Source organism: Paenibacillus sp. Soil787 (assembly GCF_001429545.1).
Lineage (GTDB): Bacteria > Bacillota > Bacilli > Paenibacillales > NBRC-103111 > Paenibacillus_E.
Window position 1 is genome coordinate 259900 of sequence record NZ_LMSP01000045.1, and the last position, 25872, is coordinate 285771.

Below are 25872 nucleotides of genomic sequence, written 5' to 3' on the forward strand. Positions count from 1 at the left end.
AAACTCACGAAGTTAAAAATATCATAACAATTGTATGGAAAGCAACGAAAATTCCGTGAAATTTTGCAATTTCTTAACATAGCGAAGCTTCCTTGATTTTACAAGCCCGAAGATGTAAAGTTTATAGGGCAATGTTTATTAATAGAATGAGCATAGAGAGGGATTTTTAGCATGAAAAAAACATTAATTATGAACGGTATTTTTATCTCAAATACTGAAGCAAAATCGTCTATCAAGGGCTGTATGGTAATTGAAGGCAGCCAGATTACATACATCGGTGAGGAAATACCTGAACCTCGAGAAAATTATGACGAAGTGATTGACGGCACGAACAAGCTTTATATGCCTGGTCTTGTGAATACGCATGGACATGCAGCGATGTCGCTTTTACGCGGATACGGAGACGATCTTGCTCTCCAAATTTGGTTAGAAGAGAAAATGTGGCCGATGGAAGCCAAATTCAGCTCTCAAGATGTGAAGTGGGGGACGCTTTTAACTATTCTTGAAATGGTTAAAGGTGGTACAACGACTTTCGTAGATATGTACGACCATATGAACGAAGTTGCTAAGGCTGTTGAAGAGTCAGGTATGCGCGGTGTTCTGACCCGAGGCATTATTGGTCTTTGTCCACCAGAAGTACAAGACGCTAAATTAAAAGAGGCTACCGAGTTCGCTAAAAACTGGCATGGCGGTGCGAATGGAAGAATCACGACGATGATGTCTCCACATGCACCTTATACATGTCCACCGGACTATATCGAGCGGATTGTTCAAGTGGCTCATGATTTGAACCTGCCAATCCATACCCACATGTCGGAGACCCTTCGTGAAGTTCAAGGAAATGTTGATCAATACGGTTTGAGACCCGTCGCACATCTAGAAAAGTATGGTGTGTTCAGCAGACCAACTCTCCTCGCTCATGGTGTTCATCTCACAGACGAAGAAATCGGTATCCTTAAGCAATATGATGTTCGTATTTCCCACAACCCAGGAAGCAATCTGAAGCTTGCTAGCGGTGTTGCCCGAGTTCCTGAACTTCTTCGTGCAGGCGTTAAAGTTTCGCTTGGAACAGATGGAGCGGCTTCCAATAATAACTTGGATATGTTCGAAGAAATGAGACTCGCTGCACTGATCCACAAAGGTGTTTCAGGCGATCCTTTAGCAGTACCTGCTGCAGAAGCGCTTCTTATGGGAACAAAAATGGGTGCGGAATCCATATGGTTAGATAATGTAGGTTTATTGCAAGCTGGCATGAAGGCAGACTTCATCGCGCTTGATATCGATCAACCTCATTTCCTTCCGAAGACAGACTTTATATCCCATATTGTTTACTCTTCTTGTGCAAAAGATGTAGTAGATGTGTGTGTAGACGGAAATTGGATTGTCCGCAAGGGTGAATGTTTAACACTTGATGAAGAAAAAATTAAGCGTGAGTTTGAACAATGCTTCGATAAGCTCATTGGCTAAGTAATTTCCTTATAAGTTCGTCTGGGGAGGTGAGCGGCGTTCATGAATGCGAAGCGAACAAGGATCATAGCATTCGGAGTATTTATTATTTTGACACTTGGTGTAGTGCTTAGCCGCTTTTATTTAAATGTTCAGAATGAGCACTGGGACGATAAGCGCAAAGCGGTAGAAATAGCCTATGAGAAAAGTATTATGACGAAAGCAACGAAGGTGGATTTCTTCTATGGAGATGAACCCCTTCAAATCGTTTATGGGGAAGACAAGCTCAGTCAAGGTGTCATCGTTTGGGTTTCAGACAAAGGTGTACATGCCGAGATGACTGCTGAAGCGTTCACCGAAACGCAAGTTCGAGAAACTGTGCTAAAAAAAGCTCCGGATATTGAAATAGAACGTGTGCTGCCAGGTAAGCTTGGAAACGATTATGTCTGGGAAGTCTTCTATAAAAAGAAAGAAAACAGCGGTACACGTTATTTCTATGACTATTACAAATTCAAAGATGGACTCTATATGGATACGTACAGACTCAGCCTGCATTAGGCTGAGTTTTGTTGTTTCCACTCATTTCATAGAGCTAATGTATGTATCGCGTGATATACTCATCGTATAGCAATTGAGGCAACAAAATACGTGTAGAAAGGGGGACGTTGACTGATGAAGCTGCGTCTCTTACCTGTCGTCATGAGTGTTATTATCTCTGCTGGTGTTTTATTCGGTGGTTGGTTCGCTTATACAAGCTTAGCTATGGAAAATCCCTTATCTGATATCATTAGCAAAGTTCCCGGTGTAACGAGCTCAACGATGAAACTTGACAATAACCAAGTTGACATACAAGTTAGTCTAAACCCAGATGCCAATTTACGAAATGTGGTCGATCGTATTCATAAAGATGGTGCATCCATTATCGGAAAGCGTACAGTGAATATAGATGTGAAAAGCAACCCGTCAGAGAAACTGGATCAGTGGTGGTCTAAAGCATTATTCGAGGTAGCACAAGCTATGGAAACGAAGCATTATGCAGATATTCCAACAACGCTGCAGAAATATGCCGAAGGTGTTCCAAGTATGAAAGTAGATAGTGAAATGGACCAAACTTATGTATATATTCGTTTGACAGATGGTGATGCCACTAAATTCATCATGCTTCCTAGAACTTCCCAGATAGGAGTGTGGCCGAATGAGTAAAATATACAAAGAAATTGGGATCGGATTTATTCCAGTTCTTCTTATCTTTTTAGCTTTTCTAGGTGTGAATGTGATACCTATCTTGTTTGTTGGTGTATTGGGTGTATCCTTGTTTTATATGATTAAAGGCCGCGGCGGTGCCGGTATATCAGCAGGTGGCGGTGATCGTAAAAACAAAAATCGGACGCCTTCGTACTTGACGTTTGATGAGATTGGCGGACAAGATCGCGCTAAGAAAGAATTGATGGAAGCTCTTGATTTTCTGATCAAGCATGAAGAAATTAAGAAATTAGGAATCCGTCCGCTCAAAGGGATCCTGCTTACTGGCCCTCCTGGAACAGGGAAAACGTTAATGGCCAAAGCGGCCGCGCATTATACGAATTCCGTTTATATTGCCGCTTCAGGTAGTGAATTTGTTGAAATGTACGTTGGTGTCGGTGCAAGCCGTGTACGTGACCTTTTTAAGGAAGCAAGAACCCGTGCTGTTAAAGAAGGCAAAGACAATGCGATTATTTTTATTGATGAAATTGATGTTATCGGCGGAAAACGGGATGGCGGACAACATCGTGAGTACGATCAGACGCTGAACCAGCTATTAACTGAAATGGATGGTATTCATACGAATGATGCTCCCCGTATTTTGATTATTGCAGCAACGAACCGTAAAGAAATTCTCGACAGTGCTTTATTGCGTCCTGGACGGTTCGACCGTCATATTGAAGTGGACTTGCCGGATAAGAAAGGACGTCTGTCTATTCTTGATATTCATGTAAAAAATAAACCGTTGGCTCAAGGTGTTTCTTTGGATATGATCGCTGATCAAACCTTTGGTTTCTCTGGTGCACAACTAGAAGGTGTTCTGAATGAAGCCGCTATTTATGCCATGCGAGAAGATAAACTAGCCATTGAACAGCACCATCTAGCTTCCGCTATTGATAAAGTGATGATGGGGGAAAGAACGGATAAAGAAACGGCTCAAGAGGAAAAAGAGCGCGTTGCTTATCACGAATTGGGTCACGCGATTGTTGCTGAAATTGTGCGCCCTGGTTCCGTTTCTCAGGTTACCGTTAGTCCGCGGGGGAAAGCGCTGGGATATGTGCGTCATAATCCGCCTAAGGATCATTATTTGTACACCAAGGATTATATTGAGGAGCAAATCATGATTGCTCTCGGCGGTGCCGCGGCTGAAGAAATCTTCTATGGTGGGCGCAGTACAGGTTCGCGTAACGATTTCGAGCAGTCACTTTCCATGGTGCGTAATATGATGGATTCCGGCCTTACTTCCCTCGGTATCATTGACCGTGATATGGTGACGAAGGATCAGCTTATGAAAGAGAATACGAGCATCCTTGATGCGCTCATGATTCGCACCAAGGAGCTTTTAGAGCAGCAGCGCAGTGTTTTCGAACATTCCTTTGCGATTTTGATGAAAGAGGAAGTTCTTTCTGGTGACACGTTCCGCAATTTGTTTGATGCTTCTGTTTCGAAGAGTGCATAAGTTGACCGTTGGCCTTGAGGCCAGCGGTTTTTTCGTGTAGCTAATTATTTCTCAGAGTTTCTGCCCATCATTCGGTTTATTTGTTGTAAAAACTGTAACAATTAAGTTGATTTCTTCTCACTTAGGGGTAGATGTTGTATTTTGTGCAACAAATTTAGCGTATTTCGGTCGAATTCCTTTCTTTTGAGAGGAATTATTGTATTTTTCACAACATTCGCGCGGATATCGAGAATCTGATTACTTAATGTTGCACAAAATACAACTTTGCGCCGCACCGATTGATCTCTCACTTGCTTGGATCAAGACAAATAAACGCGCAAGGAATGCTTTAGCAGGCTGTGCAGAGCGATAAGTAAAGGGGCTTCTCAGAGCTGATCGGAAAAGAGGGAGAGGATATGTCAATTATATTATTCACGGTAACTATGTGTGGATAAGTCGGAGTTGGCTTTTGACAGATGCTGAACTACACCTATATTACAAGTGTTTAAGCTGATAAGTGTTAAAGTAATAAGATAACCTTCTCCTCTCCAAACGAGCAGGAATTGTGTCAAAGCTGAGATAATCTAGCGAATGTTTTGTGTATACTAATGAAATTGGGAAACAAAAATTGTATGATATGAGTGGGTTTTCGAGCTGAGGCAGGATTGTAGGTAAAGAAAGCAGCTTGGGAGAAGGAGAAACTTGGCATGGAATTCAAAACAATAGGTGTAATTGGTGGCGGAACGATGGGACAGGGGATTGCCGAAATGCTCGCTGCCCGCGGTTTGGACGTATTGCTCGTTGAAAAAACAGCAGATAAGCTGGAGCGCGCCATGGAACAAATTACGGTCAGCTTGGATAAGCAGATAGAACGGTGGTCATTGACCGAAGCGGAGAAAAAGCTGATTTTAACCAAAATCAAAAAAGCCGACTCGCTGCAAGACATGGCCTTATGCGATATGGTTATAGAGACGATTTCGGAAGATTTGAATGCGAAAAAGCATGTATTTTTCCAACTGAATCAAATTTGTTCACCAGCCATTATTTTAGCAACAAATACATCTACGCTTAGTGTCACTGAGATTGCAGCGGTCACTACGAATCCTGAACGGGTCATTGGACTTCATTTTTTGCATCCCGTGGCGAAAATTGATCTCGTCGAAATTATACGAGCGATGAAAACGTCAGATGAAACCTTCAAACAGACACGCCGTTTCGTGGACGAGCTCATTTTAAAGAAAAGTATTAAGGTTACAGAGTCGCCTGGCTTCATTACAACGAGGCTTATTTGCACATTGATTAATGAGGCGCTGCACACGTTGTCTGAAGGAGTGGCTTCCGCTGAGGATATCGATACCGCCATGCGGATTGGTTATGATTTCAAATATGGTCCACTGGAAATGTGTGACCGATTCGGGTTAGATTCGGTACACGCAGCCCTTGAGGGCATGTTCCGCGATTATGGAGACATGAAGTACCGCCCGTCCTTCCTATTGAAGCAAATGGTACGAGCGGGGCATCTAGGAGTCAAAACGGGAGAAGGATTTTTCCGTTATGATAAGGATGGTGACCGATTGTGAATATTCTCGTTATAAATGCAGGGAGCTCTTCGCTTAAGTATCAACTGTTCCAAATGGAAGATGAAGCCATTCTCGCCAAAGGTAAGGTGGAGCGAATCGGGATGGAAACGGCGATATTGACACATGAACCGACGGGGAAAGCCGAAGTTCACGAGGTTAGGGAAATTCTCGAGCATACGACAGCTATTCGCAAGGTGCTCGAGCTGCTGGTGCACCCTGATCACGGTGTGCTGGCGTCCACGTCAGAAATCGACGCCGTCGGCCACCGAGTCGTTCACGGCGGCGAATCCTTCAAGAGCTCCGTCCTCGTAAATGACGAGGTGAAAAAGGAGATCAAGCGGCTCTTCGATTTGGCGCCGCTCCACAATCCGGCGCATATGCTCGGCATTTCGGCGGTGGAGGCGAACATGCCCGGCGTTCCGCAGGCCGTCGTCTTCGACACCGCCTTCCATCAGTCGATGCCGGCGCACGCCTACCTATACCCGGTACCGATGGCCCTGTACCGGAAGCACAAGGTGCGCCGCTATGGCTTTCACGGCACCTCGCACAACTACGTGAGCGAGCGTGCCGCAGCCTTCCTAGGCCGCCCGCTGGAGCAGCTGAAGCTCGTTACCTGTCACATCGGTAACGGAGCTTCCTGCGCCGCCGTGATGGGCGGCAAGTCCGTGGATACGAGCATGGGGATGACCCCGCTCGAAGGGCTGATGATGGGCACGCGCAGCGGCGATCTCGACCCGGCCATCGTGCCCTATGCGATGGGCAAGGAGGATTTGACGCTGGGCGAGATCGGCTCCATGCTGAACAAGCACAGCGGGCTGCAGGCGATCTCGGGGATCTCCAGTGATATGCGGGAGATCGTGGAAGCAATGGAGGCGGGCGATAAGAACGCCGCGCTTGCTTTTGAAATGTATGAGTATCGGCTGCGCAAATACATTGGCGCTTACGCCGCGGCGATGAATGGCGTCGATGCGATTGTGTTTACAGCTGGCGTCGGAGAAAATTCCGAGCTGCTTCGTAAAACGGTCTGCGAACGCCTGACATTCCTCGGTGTGGAATTCGATGAAGAAGCGAATCGTACGGGGAGAGGTCTGGAGCGGCGGATTACGAAGCAAGACTCCAATGTGGAAGTGCTTGTGATCCCAACGAATGAGGAGTGGGTGATCGCTCGTGATACATTTGGACTCATTCAGTCACAAACTGTCTGATTTGGAATGGTCTAGATAGATTTTTCTCATGGAAATAGAAATAGTGTACAATAAAGAAGTGTTCAGTAGCCGAGGTTTCGGATTTTTATTGAATATCGTGACGAAGTAGGTTTTTTACGAAAACTTTAAGGAGGTTCAAAAGCAGAATGAAAAGTACGATAAGCGAAGTTAAACATCATGTCGGCGAGTCGGTTACCATTGGCTGTTGGCTAAACAAGAAACGTTCGAGCGGTAAAATTCAGTTTTTACAACTAAGAGACGGTTCCGGATATATACAAGGTGTCGTAGTCAAAAGTGATGTAGGAGAAGACGTCTGGGAAGCCGCTTCTAAGCTAACGCAGGAAAGCTCACTTTACATAACAGGAAAAGTGAAAGAGGATACGAGGAGTAAAGGCGGCTTTGAGCTTGATGTCCTAGGCATTGAAATCATCCAAGTGACGGAAGAATACCCGATAACACCGAAGGAACATGGCGTTGATTTCTTGATGGATAACCGTCATTTGTGGATCCGGAGTCCACGTCAGCGTGCGGTGCTCGTGATTCGCGCTCAAATTATTCAAGCTGTCCAGCAATTTTTCAATGAGCGTGGCTTCCATTTGGTTGATCCGCCGATTCTAACCCCTTCCTCATGTGAAGGAACAACGAATTTATTTCATACCAAATACTTTGATGAGGATGCCTTCCTTACACAAAGCGGACAGCTCTATATGGAAGCAGCCGCGATGGCACTTGGCCGTGTATACTCTTTCGGTCCCACATTCCGTGCAGAGAAGTCCAAAACACGACGACATCTTATCGAGTTCTGGATGATTGAACCGGAAATGGCTTTTGTCGATCATCTTGAGAACCTGGAAGTACAAGAGCAATTCGTTTCTTATATCGTTCAAACCGTGCTCAAAAATTGTGGGCCAGAGCTGGAAACATTAGAGAGAGACATAACTAAGTTGGAGAAAATTCAAGGCAGCTTCCCGCGAATTACGTATGATGAAGCTGTAGACTATCTACAAAAGAACGGTCATGAATTCGAATGGGGCGAGGATTTCGGTGCTCCGCATGAAACAGCGATTGCTGCTCAATATGAAACACCGGTTTTCATTACGCATTGGCCGACGGAAATTAAAGCGTTCTATATGAAGCCCGATCCAAGCCGTCCGGAAGTTGTGCTATGTGCCGATATGATTGCCCCTGAGGGGTATGGAGAAATCATTGGAGGCAGTCAAAGGATTGATGATCCTGAGCTAATGGAGCAGCGCTTCCAGGAGCATGAGCTGTCGAAAGAAGCTTATCAATGGTACCTTGATCTTCGGAAATATGGCACCGTGCCGCATTCAGGCTTCGGGCTTGGACTTGAACGTACGGTTGCTTGGATTTGTGGTTTGGATCACGTGCGCGAAACGATTCCATTTCCTCGTCTCTTATACCGTTTGTACCCTTAACCGATTTTATCGACCATGGGTAGAAAGGGGAACGAATGAGTATACAATCTAGTACACAGCAGCAGATAGAAGCTGTCCTTGTGGCCGGCTTTCTGGAAGGGAATGTCGGAGTTCCAAGTCTTCTTCTTAAGAATTACCGCGCCCTTCATTTGAGTGAAATTGAAGTCATGACACTGATTCATTTGATATCATTTCTGGAAAAGGAAAAGAATGACTTTCCAACCACGGATGAGATTCAATTCCGGATGTCAGCTTCACCGGATCTGGTCATTGCCAGCCTGCAGAAATTAATTCATGAGCAGTTCATCGCGATCGATGAGGATACAGCAGAAATAACGGGGATACGCAGTGAGCGATACAATCTTACGCCGTTATACCAAAAATTAGCTAAACGGGTGGCCGAGCAGCAGATGGCTGAGTTAAGCGCGATCCGCGCATCTATTCCGTCTGACGAGAGTGCCAAAAATATTTATACAACATTCGAAAAAGAATTTGCACGCCCGTTAACACCAATGGAGCTGGAAACAATCAGCGGTTGGTTGGATAAGGATATGTACAAAGAAGAGCTCATTATGACCGCTCTTAAAGAAGCTGTCTTTGCAGGTAAAGTACACTTCCGTTACATTGACCGGATCTTACTGGAATGGAGCCGCAATCGAGTAGCAACCGTGGACCAAGCAAAGGAATATTCACAACGATTTAGGCAATCCAGATAACTAGAAAAACGTCCTCATCTCTATGAGCTTACAGGGGCTAACAACCCAGTTCTCGAACGTGGAGGTCATTTACTTTGACGCTCATGTTGGTCTGAATACTGAAGAGACAAGTCCGACAGGGTACTTTAATAGGATGTGCCAGATGAGCGAGAGCTGATTGTGATGGAGGGCATTTCTTGCTTCACGATGCATTATGTTGGGGATAGTGAAGGTCATTGAAAAGGCGCTGCAAATTGCCTAACATGGAACCGATGGGATTCATATCAGCTTCGATGCAGATTGCTTAGATCCATTAGAAGCACCGGGGGGCGTTCCGACAGTGTCGACGAGCTTCAGCTCGAGGAGCTCCCGCTATAAGCGCGTTTTTCGCGCTTATTTGTTCGAGGCAGCACGATTAAGCGCGATTTCCGCGCTTATTTTTCATTGGGGCTGCCAGTTTTTGTAATGCTTTTTAGCCAGACTAAATAAGATCGTGTTCAGACCAAAGGTTAAAAGATAGACAGGAAACGAGTAGATAAGCTCCCAACCATAATATTGAAACACCGAAAAGGTAACAGCAAGGGCTTCAAAGCCAAGAGAGGCAATTGACCAAACCACGATATGTATAAACTGAAAAGGAGCACGAATGGGATACTTGTCATAAAAATACACATAGAAATAGCCAACAAGAGGAAAAGGAATCGTGTATAGCAGAAAATCGAACAAATCATAGTTTGGAGTATCCATAATATCATACACATTATAAGGGTATGAGGAAGACAAGATATTATCGACGGCTCGTCCCAAATAGGAGTTGAAAATCATAATGAGCAGTGCGATGGGAAGTGGAATTTGCTTAGGAAGCATGGCATATAGCAGGACTAAAGCGACCATAATGACCGTAGCAAAGCCTTCGTTTGCGTCAAAAGTAATCGGTGGAATTAAGATCATACAGGTTGTTTGTCCCTACCTTTCAACCATCGAAGTACGTACATGAGTCCCACTGTAGAAACGATAAAAGTTAGCCAGACAACAAAAGACCACCAAAATTTCCAGTGGACAATATAGACATAACCGGCAAGTTCCATAATAGCAGGCATACTTGCTAATATAAGGGTATAAACAATAGTGAGAATCAAGCGCTTCCTCTTACGGCTCATTTTTAAATAAAAATGCAAAAACCATATCATGGACATAGGGAATAATAATAAATAATAAAACATAGTATCCCAAAATATTTGGTAAGTGCGATAAGGCACAATCAGCTTTAAATTTGTTACTACAATTTCAGAAAAATCTTCCCCGAATAATGAGACCCAAAACCAATAGACTAAGACCTCGAAGAGATTCATGTTTTTTTTAACATAGACATAAGAGATGAATAAAAGTAGAAATAAACTTGTATTAATGACTGAGAACATAGGCGTAGTTATATTCCTTTGCAAACGAATTTAACATGTAATAGTAGTTTTACCCATTATCCGAGTTTCTATGAGATTTTATCTGCTCAATCCAAAATAAAAAAAACGTCCAACTTTCCATAAGGGAAGTTAGAACGGTTTTTTTATTTTACACTTTGAATTTCCCTACCAAGCTTTGCAATTCTTCTGCCATCTGTGACAAGTAGTTCGATGAAGCGGAAATCTCTTCCATGGAAGCCAACTGTTCTTCCGTTGCAGAGGAGGCGACTTGAATTTCTGCAGCCGCATGCTTCGAAATGTGGGAAACGTTGCGAATGGAGTCGGTTACTTCTTCACTGCTGGCTGCGATCTGTTCAACGGCTGCTGAAACCTCCTGAACTTGACCGGATACCTCGATAATCGCACGCTGGATAATCTCAAACGATACTCCTGCCTTATCCATGCTGGTAGAGCCCTGATTGACTTCGTTCATAGTAGTGTGCATGGATTGAATAATTGTATTTGTATCGTTTTGAATGGCATGTACGAGTTGGGTAATTTGACTGGCAGAATTCGCTGACTGCTCTGCAAGTTTTTTGACCTCATTAGCAACTACGGCAAATCCTCGACCATGATCCCCAGCGCGTGCTGCCTCTATGGAAGCATTAAGAGCCAATAAATTTGTCTGAGATGCGATGCCAGTAATAACAGAAATAATTTGGCTGATTTCTGTAGAACGCTCATGAAAGCCCTTTACTACATCGGATAACGAATGAATGGATCGGTTTGTCGTCTGCATTTGCCCAATCGCATCCAGGATGGCATCATTTCCAACTTTTGCAGCTTCAGCAGATTGATGGGATGAACTGGAAACATCTTGAATACTTTCGGCAATTTGCTGGATCCCTTTGGAAATTTCTTGGATGGTAGTTACATTTTGATCCAAACTAACTACCTGCTTGTCGGTACCGGTGGCCACTTCCTGCATGGTGTAAGTGATCTGCTCAGTAGCTTTACTAGTTTGTTGGGAACTGGCGCTTAATTGTTCGGAGGATGAAGCTACTTGTTCTGCCGAATGTCCGATATGCTTCATAATACTTCGCAGATTTCTCAGCATCTGGTTAAAATATAAGGCTAAATCACCAATTTCATCCTTTGAACTCACAAGAATCTCTTTCGTTAAATCCGCTTCGCCTTCTGCAATTTCTTTTACTTGTTTGCTGACCTGAAGCAGTGGCTTAACAATTCGTCTAGAGATGATTAAAGCGATGAAAATACCCAGAATAACGGTAACAAGAATAACACCGATATTAAATTTGGAGACGAACGACTTGAAGGTTGCGATCTTATTTTCCAGATATTTAATCTCTACATTTAATTTGTTTTGATAGGAAATCAAAGATTCAATAATAGGTTCAAAAGGAACTTCCGTATAAGTCGACTGCGCTTTTTGAATTTCTCCCTGCTTAAATATCGCAAAGACTTCTTCATTTGCTTTCAGATATTTATCCCATTGATTTTCAAATTCCTTAATGGCTGTTATTCCTTCTGGGTTAAGCTGTGATTGTTTGAGAACCGATATTTCATTAGTAACCGTTTTAACGTTATTTTGATACTGGGAGAAGAATTTCTTTTGGCCTTCAAGGGATGAGCTTAACAGATACCAAGCACCGTCATCATCCGCACTGCGGATTAAGTAATTTACTCTTTGCATCAAAATAAGTTCGTCTTTCTTGTGGCTGATTTCATTCATGGATGTACTCATTTGATTTTGCACCCATAAATTACTGACAAAGCCTACCAGTGATAAAAGGATAATTAATGAAAAGCCAGCTGTTATTTTTTTGCCGACCGTAAATCTCATAATTCTAGCCCCCGTTTACAGTAGATTTTTGGTTTAGTCTACAAATTCTAAACGCAGGCCTCACGCTCCTTTAAATAAAAATCTCTGTAAAAAAACACCTGAACATCCAGGTGATGGATGTTCAGGTGTTCGTTATGCTTTATTTACCATTATGAAGCAGATGGGAGCGGTACACGTATTCAAAAAGGAACTCAAATGCCTCGAGATGGCGCTTAGCTTCAAACGCATTAGCACCCCAGGCATAAATACCATGCTTTCGTAACACGATACCAGGAATTCGAGGAACTATCGCACCTTCCACCAGCTCGGCGATGCGAGGGATTTCCGCATAATTTGGTAAAATCGGAATTTCGATTTGAGCTTCTTCATCCCAAATATTGAAAGCTTTAATAAGTTCAACACCGTCTACGGGTATGCTTTTACGTTCCCAATACAATTCAGAGATCAAATTATTGAAAATCGTATGTACATGAAAAATGGCGCCTGCACCCGTTAAACGGTAGATTTCACTATGAATCAAGGTTTCTGCCGATGGTTTCAGGCTTGTAGCTTCCGTCGGTTGACCTTTCTCATTTACAAGTAGAAAATCCTCAGGTGTTTGCACGGATTTATCTCTACCGCTTGATGTAATAGCGAATGTGAATGCGTCAGGCTCGAAGCCTCCTATACGAACGGACAGATTGCCGCTCGTTGCCGGAAACCATCCTCTAGCCGCTAAATTAGCTTTAATATCACGCAAATCAGCGAATGCACGCTGCTTCTCTTCCAGTAAAATACTCATCCTACAGGTTCAGCCTCCAATTGCTTCATAATATCAAAGAAAGTATCGAATGGATGATACGGATAGTCTAGCTGCTTACACATATCGATGAGATGAGAGCGAGCAAAGATCGTATCGACCAGCTTAGCGCCCTCGAAATCCGTTATACTATCACCGATGATAATTCGTTCAAATCGATTCGTATCATATGAGCGAATAATGCTTGTTTTGCACATGCCACAATCTGTTGTACAATGCTCGTCACAACGGTTTGGCCACAAAATCTCAATAGTGTCTCCCTCAAATGTGCTGGCATTGCAGTAGATATGCTCTCTAGGGATTGCAAAAGGCTTCAGCAGTGGATAGATAAAAAAATCAATGCCGCCGCTCGTAATCAAAAGCTTGATATTCTGTTCTTTGCAATAGTCTACGAATTCTTTGAATCCATCACGAATCACGGCGTTATTGATCGCATATTCGACAATCTCATCCTTGCGGGAAGTAGGGAGGAGGGCGAACATCTCACCAACACCTTGGCGTATCGAGATGGATTTGTCCAAAATTCGTTCTACGATAGCTTCCCATCCAGCTGGATTGAAATGCTTCATGATGGCAACGATGTTATCGTTCACGGTAATGGTACCGTCAAAGTCACAAAAAATAATGCGTTCCTTACTCATTCGGGAGTCCCCCAAGTGTCAATAGCTGATTGTAACTCTGGATGTGTTCGGGCGTAGTCTTGAAGTGTAATTCCTTGGATAGTTGCGTCGATCGCCTGACGGAAGGCTTGTCCACCGGCAATCGTACCCAGTGGATGTCCATGAATGCCTCCGCCCGCATTGACAATGACATCCTTGCCAAAATCACGCAGAATAAGCGGAACAAGACCAGGATGAATGCCTGCGGAAGGGACAGGAAAGCTTGAAGCTAATTCCAATTGTACATCGGCAGGAGCGTTATAGATGTAATCTTTTCGTAAATCGTCTGTTAGCAGCGCATGCTTAATCGCCATGTTTTCTTCCCTAGGCATAACGACAGAGCCATAAGGGGAAGGGAACAGCACTAAATCTGCTCCGGCCAAACGCATGAGCTTGCCTAGAAGCACAGAAGCAGATATACCATAGTGAGGTGATGGATAAGTCGCACCTGCCATGGCTGGATGAGCCATGATCGGAATCGTGATCTCCGGATCGGAGCTTAATTCATGCAGCGTATCAAATCCGTAAGCTAATACATTAAAAAGTAAAGCATTAGCTCCAACACCGATTGCTTTCTTGGCTTGAGCTGCAAGCTTGGAGGTAGGTCCTGTTAAATTAACAGCATAGAGCAGCTTTTGACCTGTTTCCTTGGTGGCTTGTGCGGCTGCTTCCAGGCAAATTTCGATCCGTTTCTCCAATGGTGTTAATGGATTTTCAAATAAAATCTCATCATCTTTAATGAGATCCACACCGCCGGCTGCTTGCAAATAAAATTGTTCGTGCAGAGCTGGAAGCTCATACCCAACTACCGATTTAAAGATACTCATTAATAAGGGGCGATCATGCACTCCAAGGAGCTCTCGCACACCTTGCATACCGAATTTGGGACCGGAGAAGGCAGATAAGAAATCAGATGAGAAGGATAAGTCAATTAGCTTTATTTTGCCGTCCATCGACAGTTTACCGAATACGGTGACCAACAAGGCAGGGATGTCCTGGCTGAAGTTCACATCTGGATAGGCGATTGTGATATCGGCATAGCGGTTTGAAATCGGTTCTCCCTGAGCAGGCTCATGAACTTCAACCGAAATCACTTTTCCTAAATGCTTCTCCATTTGCGCTTTTTGCGCTTCGGGCAGTTCGGTCCAGCTGCCAACCGTAAGGCCGACAGCGATGCTTGTTGCTTTTTTATGAAAATCGGCTTTCTCATCGAAACTCCGATAGGTAGCTAAACAATAGGCGTTCATCGTAAACATTCACCTGCTTTAGATAGAATTAGACCTCTTGAAATTAGGAGGATTTCGCTACGGGGCTTGGCGCAGCAATTTGTTCGCCCATTTCTTTGGCTCGCTCCGCAGAACGAAATACCGCTTGTGAGATAGCCTCGCTAAACTGAAAACGATCCAATGCTTCTATGGAAGCTTGCGTTGCCCCATTTGGCGAAGTGACCTTGCGGCGAAGCTCAGCAGGATTTTCTTGCGTAAGCTGAACCATATGCGCGGCTCCAAGCACCGTTTGAAGTGTCAATTGATGTGCATCTTCAGCGGAAAGACCGCCATCAATGCCAGCTTTGATCATTGCTTCCATGAAATAGTAGACATAGGCAGGACCGCTGCCGGATACGCCAGTCAGAATTTCTAATTTTTCTTCCTCCACGATCGTTACAATACCAACGGCTTCAAACATTTGGATTGCAACTTGTTTGAATGTAGCATTGACATTGGAAGAGAAGCTCATCCCTGTAGCACCTAGACCAATGGTGCTGGACGTGTTCGGCATCGTGCGAACAATCGGCATATTGGTTTGCAATAGAGCTTCTGTTTTCGCGATGGAGAGCCCAGCAATAATCGAAACGAGAAGCTGCTGCTCGTTCAGAAGCGGCTGCAGCTCGGCGAAGGCATTCTCCACATCCTTAGGCTTCATGCAGAGTACAACGACATCGGCAACACGAAGAAAGGTTTCCTTCGTTGAGGGGTCTGACGTTGCCTGCAAACCGTATTCCGATTGCAGAAAAGCTAATCTGTCTTGATCCGAGCGATTCATTACATAAATATTTTGGGGATCAGCGACTTTTGTTTCAATGAGTCCGCGGATGATCGCTTCCGCCATAGAACCAGCGCCGACAAAGGCGATTTTGGTTTGGGATAAAGTAGTGGACATCGTACATTCCTCCTTGAGTTTTGAATCGTTATTCGCGTATTTGTCCGCTTCCATAAACGCGGTATTTGGTTGAAGTTAATGCTGGTAGACCCATAGGTCCGCGAGCGTGAAGCTTTTGGGTGGAGATGCCGATTTCCGCTCCGAAGCCGAATTCAAAACCGTCTGTGAAGCGAGTCGAAGCATTGTGATAAACAGCCGCTGCATCCACTTCCTGTAAGAATCTTTCGGCATTGGCCGCATCTTCCGTCACGATACATTCGGAATGCATCGTGCCGTATTCACGAATGTGAGCTAGGGCTTCATCTAGATCCTTCACAACTTTGATGTTAAGAATGTAGTCCCCATATTCAGTCTTCCAGTCATCGATTTCGGCAACCTGCATACTAGGCACTAACTCACGAGCTCGTTCGTTACCTTTGAGCGCTACATGAGCATCTTTGAAGGCCTCTGCAATGGCACTTAAATGCTTTTCTGCAACAGCCTCATGCACAAGTAATGTTTCCATACTATTGCAAACAGAAGGACGCTGAGCTTTGGCGTTGATACCGATGCGAACAGCCATATCGAGCTGTGCACTTTCATCTATAAAAGTATGACATACACCCGCACCTGTTTCAATGACAGGAACAGAGGCGTTATTGACAACATTTTGAATAAGCGAATGTCCGCCTCTTGGAATGAGCACATCGATGAGACCGTTCAATTTCAACATTTCATCTACAGAACTGCGGTCTGCGCTTAGAATCAATTGAAGTGCATCAGCGGGAATAGCTGAACGGCTTAATGCACCGTGAAGAACTTCAACGATTTTCTCATTGGAAAATAAAGCGGAAGAACCGCCACGCAGAACGACTGCGTTGCCAGTCTTGAGACATAAACCTGCTGCATCAACAGTCACATTAGGTCTTGCTTCATAAATAATGCCGATCACGCCAAGGGGAACACGGAGTTTACGAATACGCAGACCGTTTGGACGATCAAATGCTTCCAAAGTATCCCCAATTGGATCAGGGAGCTCGGCTATTTGGCGTAGACCTTCAGCAATAGCTGAGATACGGGATTCATTTAGGGCTAGACGATCGAGCAAGGAAGCGCTTGTGCCTAATTCTTTGCCTCGCTGTAAATCTTTGGCGTTCGCTTCGATAATCGCCTGCTGCTCCGTTACAAGGCTATCTGCCATAAGGAGGAGTGCCGCATTCTTTTGTTCAGTTGTCAGATTACCCATCGTCTGGGCAGCTTGTTTGGCTAATTTAGATTTTTGAACGACTTCACTCATGGGAAGATCGACCTCCTGTTTGGAATAAGGAATGGCAATGCGTAAGTATATGCTCTACAGATCGTTCATATTGACTGCCGTCTCGGCGTTCCTTACATTCTACTACTCGATCACTTGCTTTCTTGCCGACAGTTATTCGTAAAGGGAAGCCGAGCAGATCCGAATCATTGAACTTAACGCCAGGACGTTCATCCCGATCATCCCATAGGACAGAGTAGCCTGCCCTAATTAACGTCGTATAAATCTCTTCGGATAATTTCATTTGGACTTCATCCTGAACATGAACGGTCAGTAGATGAATGGTAAAAGGCGTAATGGACTCAGGCCATATAATGCCTCGTTCATCATAGTTTTGCTCGATAATCGCAGCTATCACACGCGAAACGCCAATGCCATAGCAGCCCATAATGATGGGCTTGGAAACTCCGTTCTCATCGCTGAAAGTTGCGCCAAGAGAACTGCTGTATTTGGTGCCGAGCTTAAATACGTGGCCAAGCTCTATCCCTTTCGCAAAAGAGAGCTCGTGCCCACAATGGGTACATAATTCACCTTGAGCGACATTGTGTACGTCATGATAAGAAATGGCTCCGAGTTCCCGATCGACCTCTACATGAACCAGATGGAAATCGGGCTCATTGGCTCCGAAGACAGCATCCTTCATGCCCTTGATTGAAGAATCAGCGATGATTCTCACATTTTGGAGTCCGATAGGACCGATAAATCCGGCAATGGATCCTAACTTCTCTATGTCATCTTCGGAAAGCATGGAAACCTCTACAGCCCCAATGGCTTGCTTGAGTTTGATCTCATTTAATTCATAATCGCCTCGCAGGAGGACAATAACTGGCGCCCCATCTGCTTGCAAAGCAACAGATTTAATGATCTGATTGGCATTTATTTGTAGAAATTGACTAAGCTGCTTGATGCTTGTCACTTGCGGCGTGTGAATTTTCACTGGTTGCGAAGCTGGTAAAATGGTATCGGATTTTCGTTGCTCCGGTATCGTTCCAATTGCTTTTTCAATATTCGCTGCATATTGGCAGGAGGTGCAGTGGACGATTGTATCCTCACCGACATCAGCCAGGGCCATGAATTCATGGGTATCCGTACCGCCGATAGCGCCGGAATCGGCTTCAACCGCTCGGAACTGCAATCCGCATCGTGTGAAAATGTTAACATAAGCGTTATACATACTTTGATAGCTAGCATCCAGCTCGCTTTCCGTACGGTCGAAAGAATAGGCATCCTTCATGAGGAACTCTCGGCCGCGGAGCAGACCGAATCGGGGTCTCCGTTCATCGCGATATTTCGTCTGAATCTGATAAAGCGTAACAGGCAGCTTCTTATAGGAATGAATCTCGTCTTTCACAATCGTCGTGATGACTTCTTCATGAGTAGCTCCAAGCGCAAATTCCCGGCCGTTCCGATCTTCCAGACGCATCAACTCGGGGCCATAGACATCCCATCTGCCAGAGGCTTTCCATAATTCGGAAGGGTGAAGAGCGGGCATTAGCATTTCCTGAGCACCGGCTGCATCCATTTCCTCCCGGACAATTTGTTGTATCTTGTGCAGGGCTTTAAGTCCCAAAGGTAAGTAGGAGTAAATACCACTGGAGAGCTGTCGTATTAATCCCGCACGCAGCATCAGTCGGTGGCTTGCCGCTTCCGCATCTCCCGGAACGTCACGTAAAGTCGGGTTAAGCAATCGTTGTTGTCTCATGGCCCAGAGAGCCTCACTTTCTTCATTAGGCTAAAGGAACCCATTCATCACGGTGTATGACTTCGATTCGGGCAACTTCCACACGTTTCTGGACCTCATCGGTCGATAACCCTGCGGCGGCTTGCACCTGCCAAGCCGCGTAATTGACAACGCCGCGTCCTAGCAGCGCGCCTTCGATGCTGAGCACCTCGACGACGTCGCCGGGGTGGAAGTCCCCTGCAGCGCCCGTGATGCCGGCAGGAAGCAAGCTCTTGCCACCGCTGAGCAGGGCCGCTTTCGCGCCTTGGTCAACGATGATTTGCCCTTGGGGCAGCGAGTGGAAGCCGACCCATTGTTTCTTCACCGGCAGGTTGTTCAGCGCCGTGTCGAAGTACGTGCCCTTGCCGCTGCCGGCCACGGCGTTCGGCAAATCACCGGGCTCGAGTACGCGCCCGATGAACACCGGCACACCCCCGCGCATCGCGATGCGGGCAGCCTCGACCTTCGAGCGCATGCCGCCAGTGCCAACTGCGCTCCCAGAGCCTCCAGCGAAGCTGAACAGCTCATCGCTGATGGCGTCCACACGATCGATACGCTGCGCGTTCGCGTTTTTGCGGGGATCGTCCGTGTACAGGCCGTCCATGTCCGTAATGATGATCAATTTGTTCGCTTTGACCAAATTGCCTACCAAAGCCGACAAGGTATCATTGTCGCCGAATTTCAGTTCATCCACCGCGACGGTGTCATTCTCGTTAATGATCGGCACGACGCCGCGCTGCAGCAGCTCGTCGACCGTCATCAGCGCGTTCTGCACGCGCTTGCGGTTAGAGAAGTCGTACCTAGTAAGCAGAATTTGTGCCACGCTGATACCGTGGGACGCAAATGCTTCGTGGTACGCCTGCATGAGAAGCGCTTGGCCGACAGCGGCTGCGGCCTGCTTCTCGTGCAGCACCTTGGGCCGCGAGCGGTAGCCAAGGGAGGTGAAGCCTGCGGCGACTGCGCCGGAGGTGACCAACAGGACCTGATGGCCGTCCTGCTTCAATTGCGCCAGCTCCGACGCGAAAAAACGTATTTTTTCCGGGTTGAGGCCCCCGTTATCTGAAGTTAAAGAGCTGCTGCCGATTTTGACGACGATTCGCTGAGTCATATCGATCCCATCCTTTGATTTACATGTATGTAGATACAAAAAAGACTCCCGTCCTCAACAAATAAGGACGAAAGTCTGTAGCTTCCGCGGTACCACCTTAGATTGGCGCACACCGATACCGGCTGCACCCAACTCTAGATTCCCTAAATAACAGCAGGGCACTGTTCAACTCATCGTTGACTGTTCAGGGGCGGGTTCGGAGTCGGTTCACGGCAAGCTCTCTCAGTCAGTGGAGCTTACTCTCTGGTTACGTGCTTAACGGTTCCTACTATTCCCATCATAACGTTGCGATATAGAAGTATTGGCTGGTCGGTGACTTCGTCACCTGCTCGCCTATGCATCTTATGAGGACTTCTTTTTTTATTCTATCTAGAATAGCACGCAGTACAAGCGTTTGTAAAGAAGCAGCTGTCTCTATTTTTTCTGCTTATCCAAATAGATTCAGCTTGCCGATCCGCTGTACAGCTTCTTCCAATCTTTCCTCTGTGGACAAGAGTCCAAGCCTTACATAGCCTTCTCCATGCGTTCCGAAGCCAACGCCTGGTGCAACGACAACCTTCGCTTCTTGGAGCAGCAAATCTGCAAGACTCTGTGAGGTATGTCCTTTTGGAACCGGCAACCAGGAGAAGAAAGATCCCTGTGAAGGGCGGGCATGCCAGCCAATACTAGAAAGAGCAGAATAAAGGGCATTACGGCGGCTCTCATAAACATCACGCAGCTCAGTAACACAATCTTGCGAGGCTGTAAGAGCTGTTGCTGCTGCCACTTGGATACCGCCGAACAACGAACAGTAGTAATGATCCTGCATCAAGTTAATAAGGCGGATAACTTCACGGTTCCCAAGGGCAAAGCCTACACGCCAGCCTGCCATATTGTACGTTTTGGAGAGGGTATAGAACTCGATACCCACTTCTTTGGCACCTGGTGTCTGCAGGAAGCTGACCGGCTTCTGACCGTCGAAGCCAATCGCTCCATAGGCGAAATCACTTGCGACGACAACGCCATTCTTGTGCGCAAATTCGACCGTTTCTTCATAAAAGGAAGCGGGAGCCGTTGCACCAGTTGGGTTGTTCGGATAATTAATGAACATCAGCTTTGCGCGGTTCAAATCGGATTCTTTGAGCTGTGAGTAGTCTGGAAGAAAGTTGTTTTCTTCACGCAAAGGCATGAAAGCCATTTCGGCGCCGGCAAGAGCAACCCCAGACCAATAATCCGGGTAGCCAGGGTCAGGAACTAGACATACATCGCCAGGATTAAGCAAACACTGAGCGATCTCGATCAGCCCTGTTTTACCGCCAAAAAGAATCGCTACTTCCGTTTCAGGATCAAGATCTACGTTATAATCCTCCTTATAACGCTGCGCAATAGCTTGTTTCAGAAATGGAAATCCGCTGAAAGGCGGATATTTATGATACAACGGGTTAGCAGCAGCTTCTTGTATGGATGATACAATATGCGGAGGCGTAGGGCGATCTGGATTCCCTTGGCCGAGATTAATGACGTCATGACCTGCAGCAATTTGCTCATTGGCTTTGCGCACGAGGGTTGCGAAAAATTGAGTTGGAAGTCCATTCATACGTTCAGCAGGCTGTATTGTAAAAGGACTTGTAGTTGGGAATACTTTAGTCACGTTTTAATTCACACTCCGGAGGTCGGGATTTTAATTAATAACCTTAATGTAACATGATTAATCTTTTTTTCATAGTGATGAAAATAATCGATTTTACATCAAGCAGCCAATATCATAAAGTTAATTTATTAGTTAGGAAAGGTGCTGAAGACCATGTCGGACAACACACTAGTGGCGCAAGTATTTTTGCAGGAATCCATACGTGCATTTGAAAACATGAAGAAGCTGGCGGATAAAGCATTCGCACAAACGGAAGATGCTCATTTGTATCTTACGTTGGATGAGGAGTCGAATTCGTTAGAATTGTTGATTAAGCACATGCACGGGAACATGTTGTCACGGTGGACAGATTTCTTAACGACAGATGGGGAAAAGGAAACACGGCAGCGTGATAATGAATTTGAAAGTAGTCAATATACGCGGAATGAGCTTATTTCCTTGTGGGAGGAAGGCTGGAAGGTTCTATTTGATACACTGCACGCACTAACCCCGGATGATGTTCTTAGGACCGTTCAAATTCGAGGTGAAGGACATTCTGTGCTGCAAGCCATTCAGCGCCAAGTGTCTCATTACGGCTACCATGTGGGGCAAATCGTCCTGCTCAGTAAACATTGGGCCAATCATCATTGGGAGACTTTAAGTATAGCAAGAGGACAGTCCAAAGCGTTCAAGCCTTCATGAGTTCCATTGAGTTCAAACTTAAATTAGACTACTATAAAGAGATATTGGTAATCTGACCGCTGGAAGGAGTCTTCATCATATGCCCGAATCACAATTACTTCACATTGCACTTATTCAAATGGATATTCAGATCGGTGAACCCGATACGAACTTTGCTCAATTGGAGAAACTTCTACATCAAGCGGTTAGTGGAGATCAAAAGCCTGATGTGATCGTATTTCCTGAGATGTGGAACACGGGCTACGCCTTACCGGAGATTCAGCAGTTGGCTGATCCTAACGGAGTTAGGACGAAAGCCTTTTTGAGTGATTTTGCCCGGACCTATCATGTCAATATTATCGGCGGATCAATAGCAGATAAAAGAGACGATCGTGTTCTGAACACGATTTATGCGTTTGATCGCGAAGGTGCGGAAACAGCCGAGTATTCCAAAATCCACTTGTTCCGTCTTATGGACGAGGAAAAGTTTCTGCATAGCGGCGACCAGCTTGGCCGATTTGAGCTTGAAGGCGTTCCGGCCGGCGCGATGATCTGCTATGACATTCGTTTCCCTGAGCTCGCGCGCAAATTAGCACTTGATGGGACTCGAATTTTATTCGTACCTGCAGAATGGCCGCACCCGCGTTTGCACCACTGGCGTACACTGCTGATGGCAAGAGCCATTGAGAATCAGATGTACGTCGTTTCCTGTAATCGTGTTGGGACTAGTGGAACGACGAATTTCTTTGGACACTCGATGGTTATTGATCCTTGGGGCGAAGTGCTGGTGGAGGGCGATGAGAGCGAAGCGATTTTGCATGCAACCATCGACTTGACGGAAGTCGTGCGAGTTCGCGCTAAAATTCCGGTCTTTGAGGACCGTCGTCCGCATTTGTATTAGTCTAAATAAAAATGTATCTGCACCTATTTGATTTTTTGTCAGTTTTTCTGTAAACTAAAGCCAATTGAATGATCAATTGTGGCTGTGAAGGATGAATAGTACTTGAACAACTTCAAGTTCAGCGAGCTGGGGACGGTGAAAGCCCAGATTGAAGCTCAAGGAAAAGGCTATCCGGAGCCAATACGATAAAGGGGATACGCTGCTTTACGGGTGTATCAACTAGGGTGGAACCGCGGGTGCGTAAGGCTCTCGTCCCTAGGCATTATTTGATGCCTTTGGATGTTGAGCTTTTTTTGCGTTTGCTCATATCCAAATGGTCGTCAAAGGTCATTGACCTATAAACGAGAAGCTGAAGGAGCGAAAGAACAATGAGTGTTACTATGGATCAAGTTGTAGCATTAGCGAAGCACAGAGGTTTTGTATTCCCAGGTTCAGAGGTGTATGGCGGTTTGGCTAACACATGGGATTACGGTCCGCTTGGAGTTGAGCTGAAAAACAACATCAAGCGCGCTTGGTGGAAAAAATTTATTCAAGAATCCCCGTATAACGTGGGTCTTGATGCAGCGATTCTGATGAACCCGCAAGCTTGGGTAGCATCCGGTCACGTAGGTAATTTCAACGATCCAATGATCGATTGCAAAAGCTGTAAAGCTCGTCACCGTGCGGATAAATTGATTGAAAATAAACTGGCTGAGAAAGATATCGAAATCATCGTTGATGGCATGACGTTTGACGATATGATGAAGCTAATCGTAGAGCACAACATCGTATGTCCGGATTGCGGCAGCAAGGATTTTACTGACATTCGTCAGTTCAACCTGATGTTCAAAACTTTCCAAGGTGTGACGGAAGCAAGCACTAACGTGGTTTACTTACGTCCTGAGACAGCACAAGGGATTTTCGTCAACTTCAAAAACGTTCAACGCACGATGCGCAAAAAGCTGCCATTTGGTATCGGCCAAATCGGCAAAAGCTTCCGTAACGAAATCACGCCAGGTAACTTTACGTTCCGTACACGTGAATTCGAACAAATGGAGCTTGAGTTTTTCTGTAAGCCCGGCGAGGACATGAAATGGTTTGAGTACTGGAGAAGCTTCTGCCATAATTGGTTGTTGTCTCTAGGTGCCAAAGCAGATAACCTTAGACTTCGCGATCACAACGAGGATGAGTTGTCCCATTACAGCAATGCGACGACGGATATCGAGTACAAATTCCCGTTTGGCTGGGGCGAGCTCTGGGGTATCGCGGATCGTACAGATTTTGACTTAAAACAGCACATGGAACACTCTGGTTCTGACTTCAACTATATTGATCCAGAAACAAACGAGCGTTACATTCCTTACTGTATCGAGCCTTCGCTTGGCGCAGACCGTGTAACTTTAGCGCTTTTGATTGATGCATTCGAAGAGCAAAAGCTGGAAGGTGACGATAGTCGTACGGTTCTACACTTCCATCCTGCACTGGCACCGATTAAAGCTGCTATTTTCCCGCTTTCCAAAAAGTTGAATGAAGGCGCGCAGGCTGTATTCGCAGATTTAGCGAAGCATTTCATGGTGGATTATGATGATACAGGTTCTATCGGTAAAAGATATCGCCGCCATGATGAAATCGGTACACCATTCTGTATCACATACGACTTTGAATCCGAGACAGATGGTCAAGTAACGGTACGTGACCGTGATACTATGGAACAAACACGGATGCCAATTTCCGAATTGAAAGCATTCATTGAGAATTCACTTCAATTTTAATACCAAGCCCCCTGTGAGAACGTCGTTTGACGTCATTGCAGGGGGCTTTTTTTAGATGACATAATCCAAGATTTCGCTGTAAGGCAAGTAGCGTGTTACTCCCTGGAGAGGCGGGCTATACACATGGATGGAAACAGCAGGCTCGTGGAAAGGGTTGCTTAATTGATGAATTTGCTCGCAAGGAGCTTCAAAATATTCACCTGACCCAATGTAGTCGTCTGTTTGCGCGACGGGATAACCTTCTGAGTCCAAACGGTACTTGGTGTTGACTAATGTTCCCTCAACTAAACAAGCGGAGCCGATGGACGAGCCATGGTTATGAATCGCCGTTGCCTCCGAAGCAGGTATGTGAATCACAATAACTTCGAGATCTTTCGTGCTATAAACGACATTGCGACCATAAGGTAGATGTTTGGGCTCTGTTTTATAAACAGGCACCTCATGGAGTAAGTTGTTTAAGGATTGTAGGGCTTCTTTCAGCTGTTCTAATGAGGGTTCTTGCAATTTACAGAATGTCTGCTCAATTGCTCTTAATAATGTCATGGTTTCCGCCTCCTAGGCTAATGCTATCTTTTTATCATTTATTATTGGGGATTGGATAAGTTTTATTTATATATCATATGCATTCGGAGGTCAAAGGGTTAGGGGGATTTGTGGAATTCATTCATTTTAGTAAGTAATCAGTCTGTGGACTGGGATTTTTTCCTACTCTGGTGCGATTTCTAGAAGAGGTTTTTATGTCAAAATTGAGTGGTGTGGTGGGATGAACCTTGATTTAGCGGAACCTGAGTGCGCTGATATGAACGAAACCTGCAACTCCTAGCACGGAGTTCCTTATTTCGGCATCACCAAAGTGAGCCTGTCAAGCGTTCTTCTTTACAGGC

The 25872-nt window shown here is 45.4% G+C and carries 22 protein-coding genes; 11 read left to right on the forward strand and 11 right to left on the reverse strand.

What is annotated here, in order from left to right; genetic code table 11:
* Window positions 1–171 precede the first annotated feature (171 nt).
* From ASG93_RS29995 to ASG93_RS30030, 8 genes are all read left to right on the forward strand, one after another.
* Entirely contained in the window at window positions 172–1467 is a 1296-nt protein-coding gene (locus ASG93_RS29995) for an amidohydrolase (RefSeq protein WP_056838151.1), read from the forward strand.
* Window positions 1468–1509: 42 nt separating this feature from the next.
* Window positions 1510–2004, forward strand: coding sequence for a DUF5590 domain-containing protein (locus ASG93_RS30000; protein WP_056838153.1), 495 nt, complete (start codon window positions 1510–1512; stop codon window positions 2002–2004).
* A 114-nt stretch (window positions 2005–2118) separates the two neighbouring features.
* Window positions 2119–2649: a hypothetical protein gene (locus ASG93_RS30005; protein ID WP_056838155.1), complete on the forward strand. Its 531-nt coding sequence runs from the start codon at window positions 2119–2121 to the stop codon at window positions 2647–2649.
* The gene (locus tag ASG93_RS30010) at window positions 2642–4147 is read left to right on the forward strand and encodes an AAA family ATPase (RefSeq protein ID WP_056838157.1); all 1506 of its coding nucleotides are present in this window, start codon (window positions 2642–2644) and stop codon (window positions 4145–4147) included. The genes ASG93_RS30005 and ASG93_RS30010 overlap by 8 nt, the downstream gene beginning before the upstream one ends.
* Window positions 4148–4833: 686 nt before the next feature.
* Window positions 4834–5706 carry a 3-hydroxyacyl-CoA dehydrogenase family protein gene (locus ASG93_RS30015; protein WP_056838159.1) on the forward strand — a complete coding sequence of 291 codons (873 nt, stop codon included), beginning with the start codon at window positions 4834–4836 and terminating at the stop codon, window positions 5704–5706.
* The gene (locus tag ASG93_RS30020; RefSeq protein WP_056838161.1) at window positions 5703–6911 is read left to right on the forward strand and encodes an acetate/propionate family kinase; all 1209 of its coding nucleotides are present in this window, start codon (window positions 5703–5705) and stop codon (window positions 6909–6911) included. The genes ASG93_RS30015 and ASG93_RS30020 overlap by 4 nt, the downstream gene beginning before the upstream one ends.
* A gap of 146 nt (window positions 6912–7057) precedes the next feature.
* Window positions 7058–8347, forward strand: coding sequence for an asparagine--tRNA ligase (gene asnS, locus ASG93_RS30025; RefSeq protein WP_056838163.1), 1290 nt, complete (start codon window positions 7058–7060; stop codon window positions 8345–8347).
* Window positions 8348–8382: 35 nt separating this feature from the next.
* Window positions 8383–9063 (forward strand): DnaD domain-containing protein, encoded by a 681-nt coding sequence (locus tag ASG93_RS30030; protein WP_056838165.1) that lies wholly within the window; start codon window positions 8383–8385, stop codon window positions 9061–9063.
* Window positions 9064–9483: 420 nt separating this feature from the next.
* Here the strand turns inward: ASG93_RS30030 and ASG93_RS30035 are convergent, their stop codons facing one another.
* From ASG93_RS30035 to ASG93_RS30085, 10 genes are all read right to left on the reverse strand, one after another.
* On the reverse strand, window positions 9484–9993 hold the full coding sequence (locus tag ASG93_RS30035; RefSeq protein WP_056838167.1) for a hypothetical protein: 510 nt from the start codon (window positions 9991–9993) through the stop codon (window positions 9484–9486).
* A 618-nt stretch (window positions 9994–10611) separates the two neighbouring features.
* Window positions 10612–12306: a methyl-accepting chemotaxis protein gene (locus ASG93_RS30045; protein ID WP_056838170.1), complete on the reverse strand. Its 1695-nt coding sequence runs from the start codon at window positions 12304–12306 to the stop codon at window positions 10612–10614.
* Window positions 12307–12445: 139 nt separating this feature from the next.
* On the reverse strand, window positions 12446–13087 hold the full coding sequence (mtnB, locus tag ASG93_RS30050) for a methylthioribulose 1-phosphate dehydratase (protein WP_056838172.1): 642 nt from the start codon (window positions 13085–13087) through the stop codon (window positions 12446–12448).
* Entirely contained in the window at window positions 13084–13746 is a 663-nt protein-coding gene (locus tag ASG93_RS30055; protein ID WP_056838174.1) for a 2-hydroxy-3-keto-5-methylthiopentenyl-1-phosphate phosphatase, read from the reverse strand. Before ASG93_RS30055 ends, mtnB begins: the two co-directional genes overlap by 4 nt.
* Window positions 13743–15011 (reverse strand): 2,3-diketo-5-methylthiopentyl-1-phosphate enolase, encoded by a 1269-nt coding sequence (locus ASG93_RS30060; protein ID WP_056838176.1) that lies wholly within the window; start codon window positions 15009–15011, stop codon window positions 13743–13745. Before ASG93_RS30060 ends, ASG93_RS30055 begins: the two co-directional genes overlap by 4 nt.
* Window positions 15012–15054: 43 nt before the next feature.
* The gene (proC, locus tag ASG93_RS30065; protein WP_056838178.1) at window positions 15055–15924 is read right to left on the reverse strand and encodes a pyrroline-5-carboxylate reductase; all 870 of its coding nucleotides are present in this window, start codon (window positions 15922–15924) and stop codon (window positions 15055–15057) included.
* A 28-nt stretch (window positions 15925–15952) separates the two neighbouring features.
* A complete protein-coding gene (locus ASG93_RS30070) occupies window positions 15953–17200 on the reverse strand; it encodes a glutamate-5-semialdehyde dehydrogenase (protein WP_056838181.1) in 1248 nt (415 codons plus the stop codon).
* Window positions 17193–18920, reverse strand: coding sequence for a proline--tRNA ligase (locus ASG93_RS30075; RefSeq protein ID WP_056838183.1), 1728 nt, complete (start codon window positions 18918–18920; stop codon window positions 17193–17195). Before ASG93_RS30075 ends, ASG93_RS30070 begins: the two co-directional genes overlap by 8 nt.
* Before the next feature lie 25 nt (window positions 18921–18945).
* Window positions 18946–20046: a glutamate 5-kinase gene (gene proB / locus ASG93_RS30080; protein WP_056838184.1), complete on the reverse strand. Its 1101-nt coding sequence runs from the start codon at window positions 20044–20046 to the stop codon at window positions 18946–18948.
* A 427-nt stretch (window positions 20047–20473) separates the two neighbouring features.
* Window positions 20474–21676 (reverse strand): pyridoxal phosphate-dependent aminotransferase, encoded by a 1203-nt coding sequence (locus ASG93_RS30085; RefSeq protein ID WP_321166713.1) that lies wholly within the window; start codon window positions 21674–21676, stop codon window positions 20474–20476.
* 153 nt (window positions 21677–21829) lie between these two features.
* Between ASG93_RS30085 and ASG93_RS30090 the strand changes: the two genes are divergently transcribed.
* From ASG93_RS30090 to ASG93_RS30100, 3 genes are all read left to right on the forward strand, one after another.
* Window positions 21830–22357, forward strand: coding sequence for a DUF1572 family protein (locus ASG93_RS30090; protein WP_056838186.1), 528 nt, complete (start codon window positions 21830–21832; stop codon window positions 22355–22357).
* Window positions 22358–22436: 79 nt separating this feature from the next.
* Entirely contained in the window at window positions 22437–23237 is an 801-nt protein-coding gene (locus ASG93_RS30095; protein ID WP_056838188.1) for a carbon-nitrogen family hydrolase, read from the forward strand.
* A 368-nt stretch (window positions 23238–23605) separates the two neighbouring features.
* A complete protein-coding gene (locus ASG93_RS30100) occupies window positions 23606–24988 on the forward strand; it encodes a glycine--tRNA ligase (RefSeq protein ID WP_056838190.1) in 1383 nt (460 codons plus the stop codon).
* A 51-nt stretch (window positions 24989–25039) separates the two neighbouring features.
* On the opposite strand, the gene ASG93_RS30105 is transcribed toward ASG93_RS30100, so the two are convergent.
* Window positions 25040–25531 (reverse strand): cysteine dioxygenase, encoded by a 492-nt coding sequence (locus ASG93_RS30105; protein ID WP_056838192.1) that lies wholly within the window; start codon window positions 25529–25531, stop codon window positions 25040–25042.
* Window positions 25532–25872 lie beyond the last annotated feature (341 nt).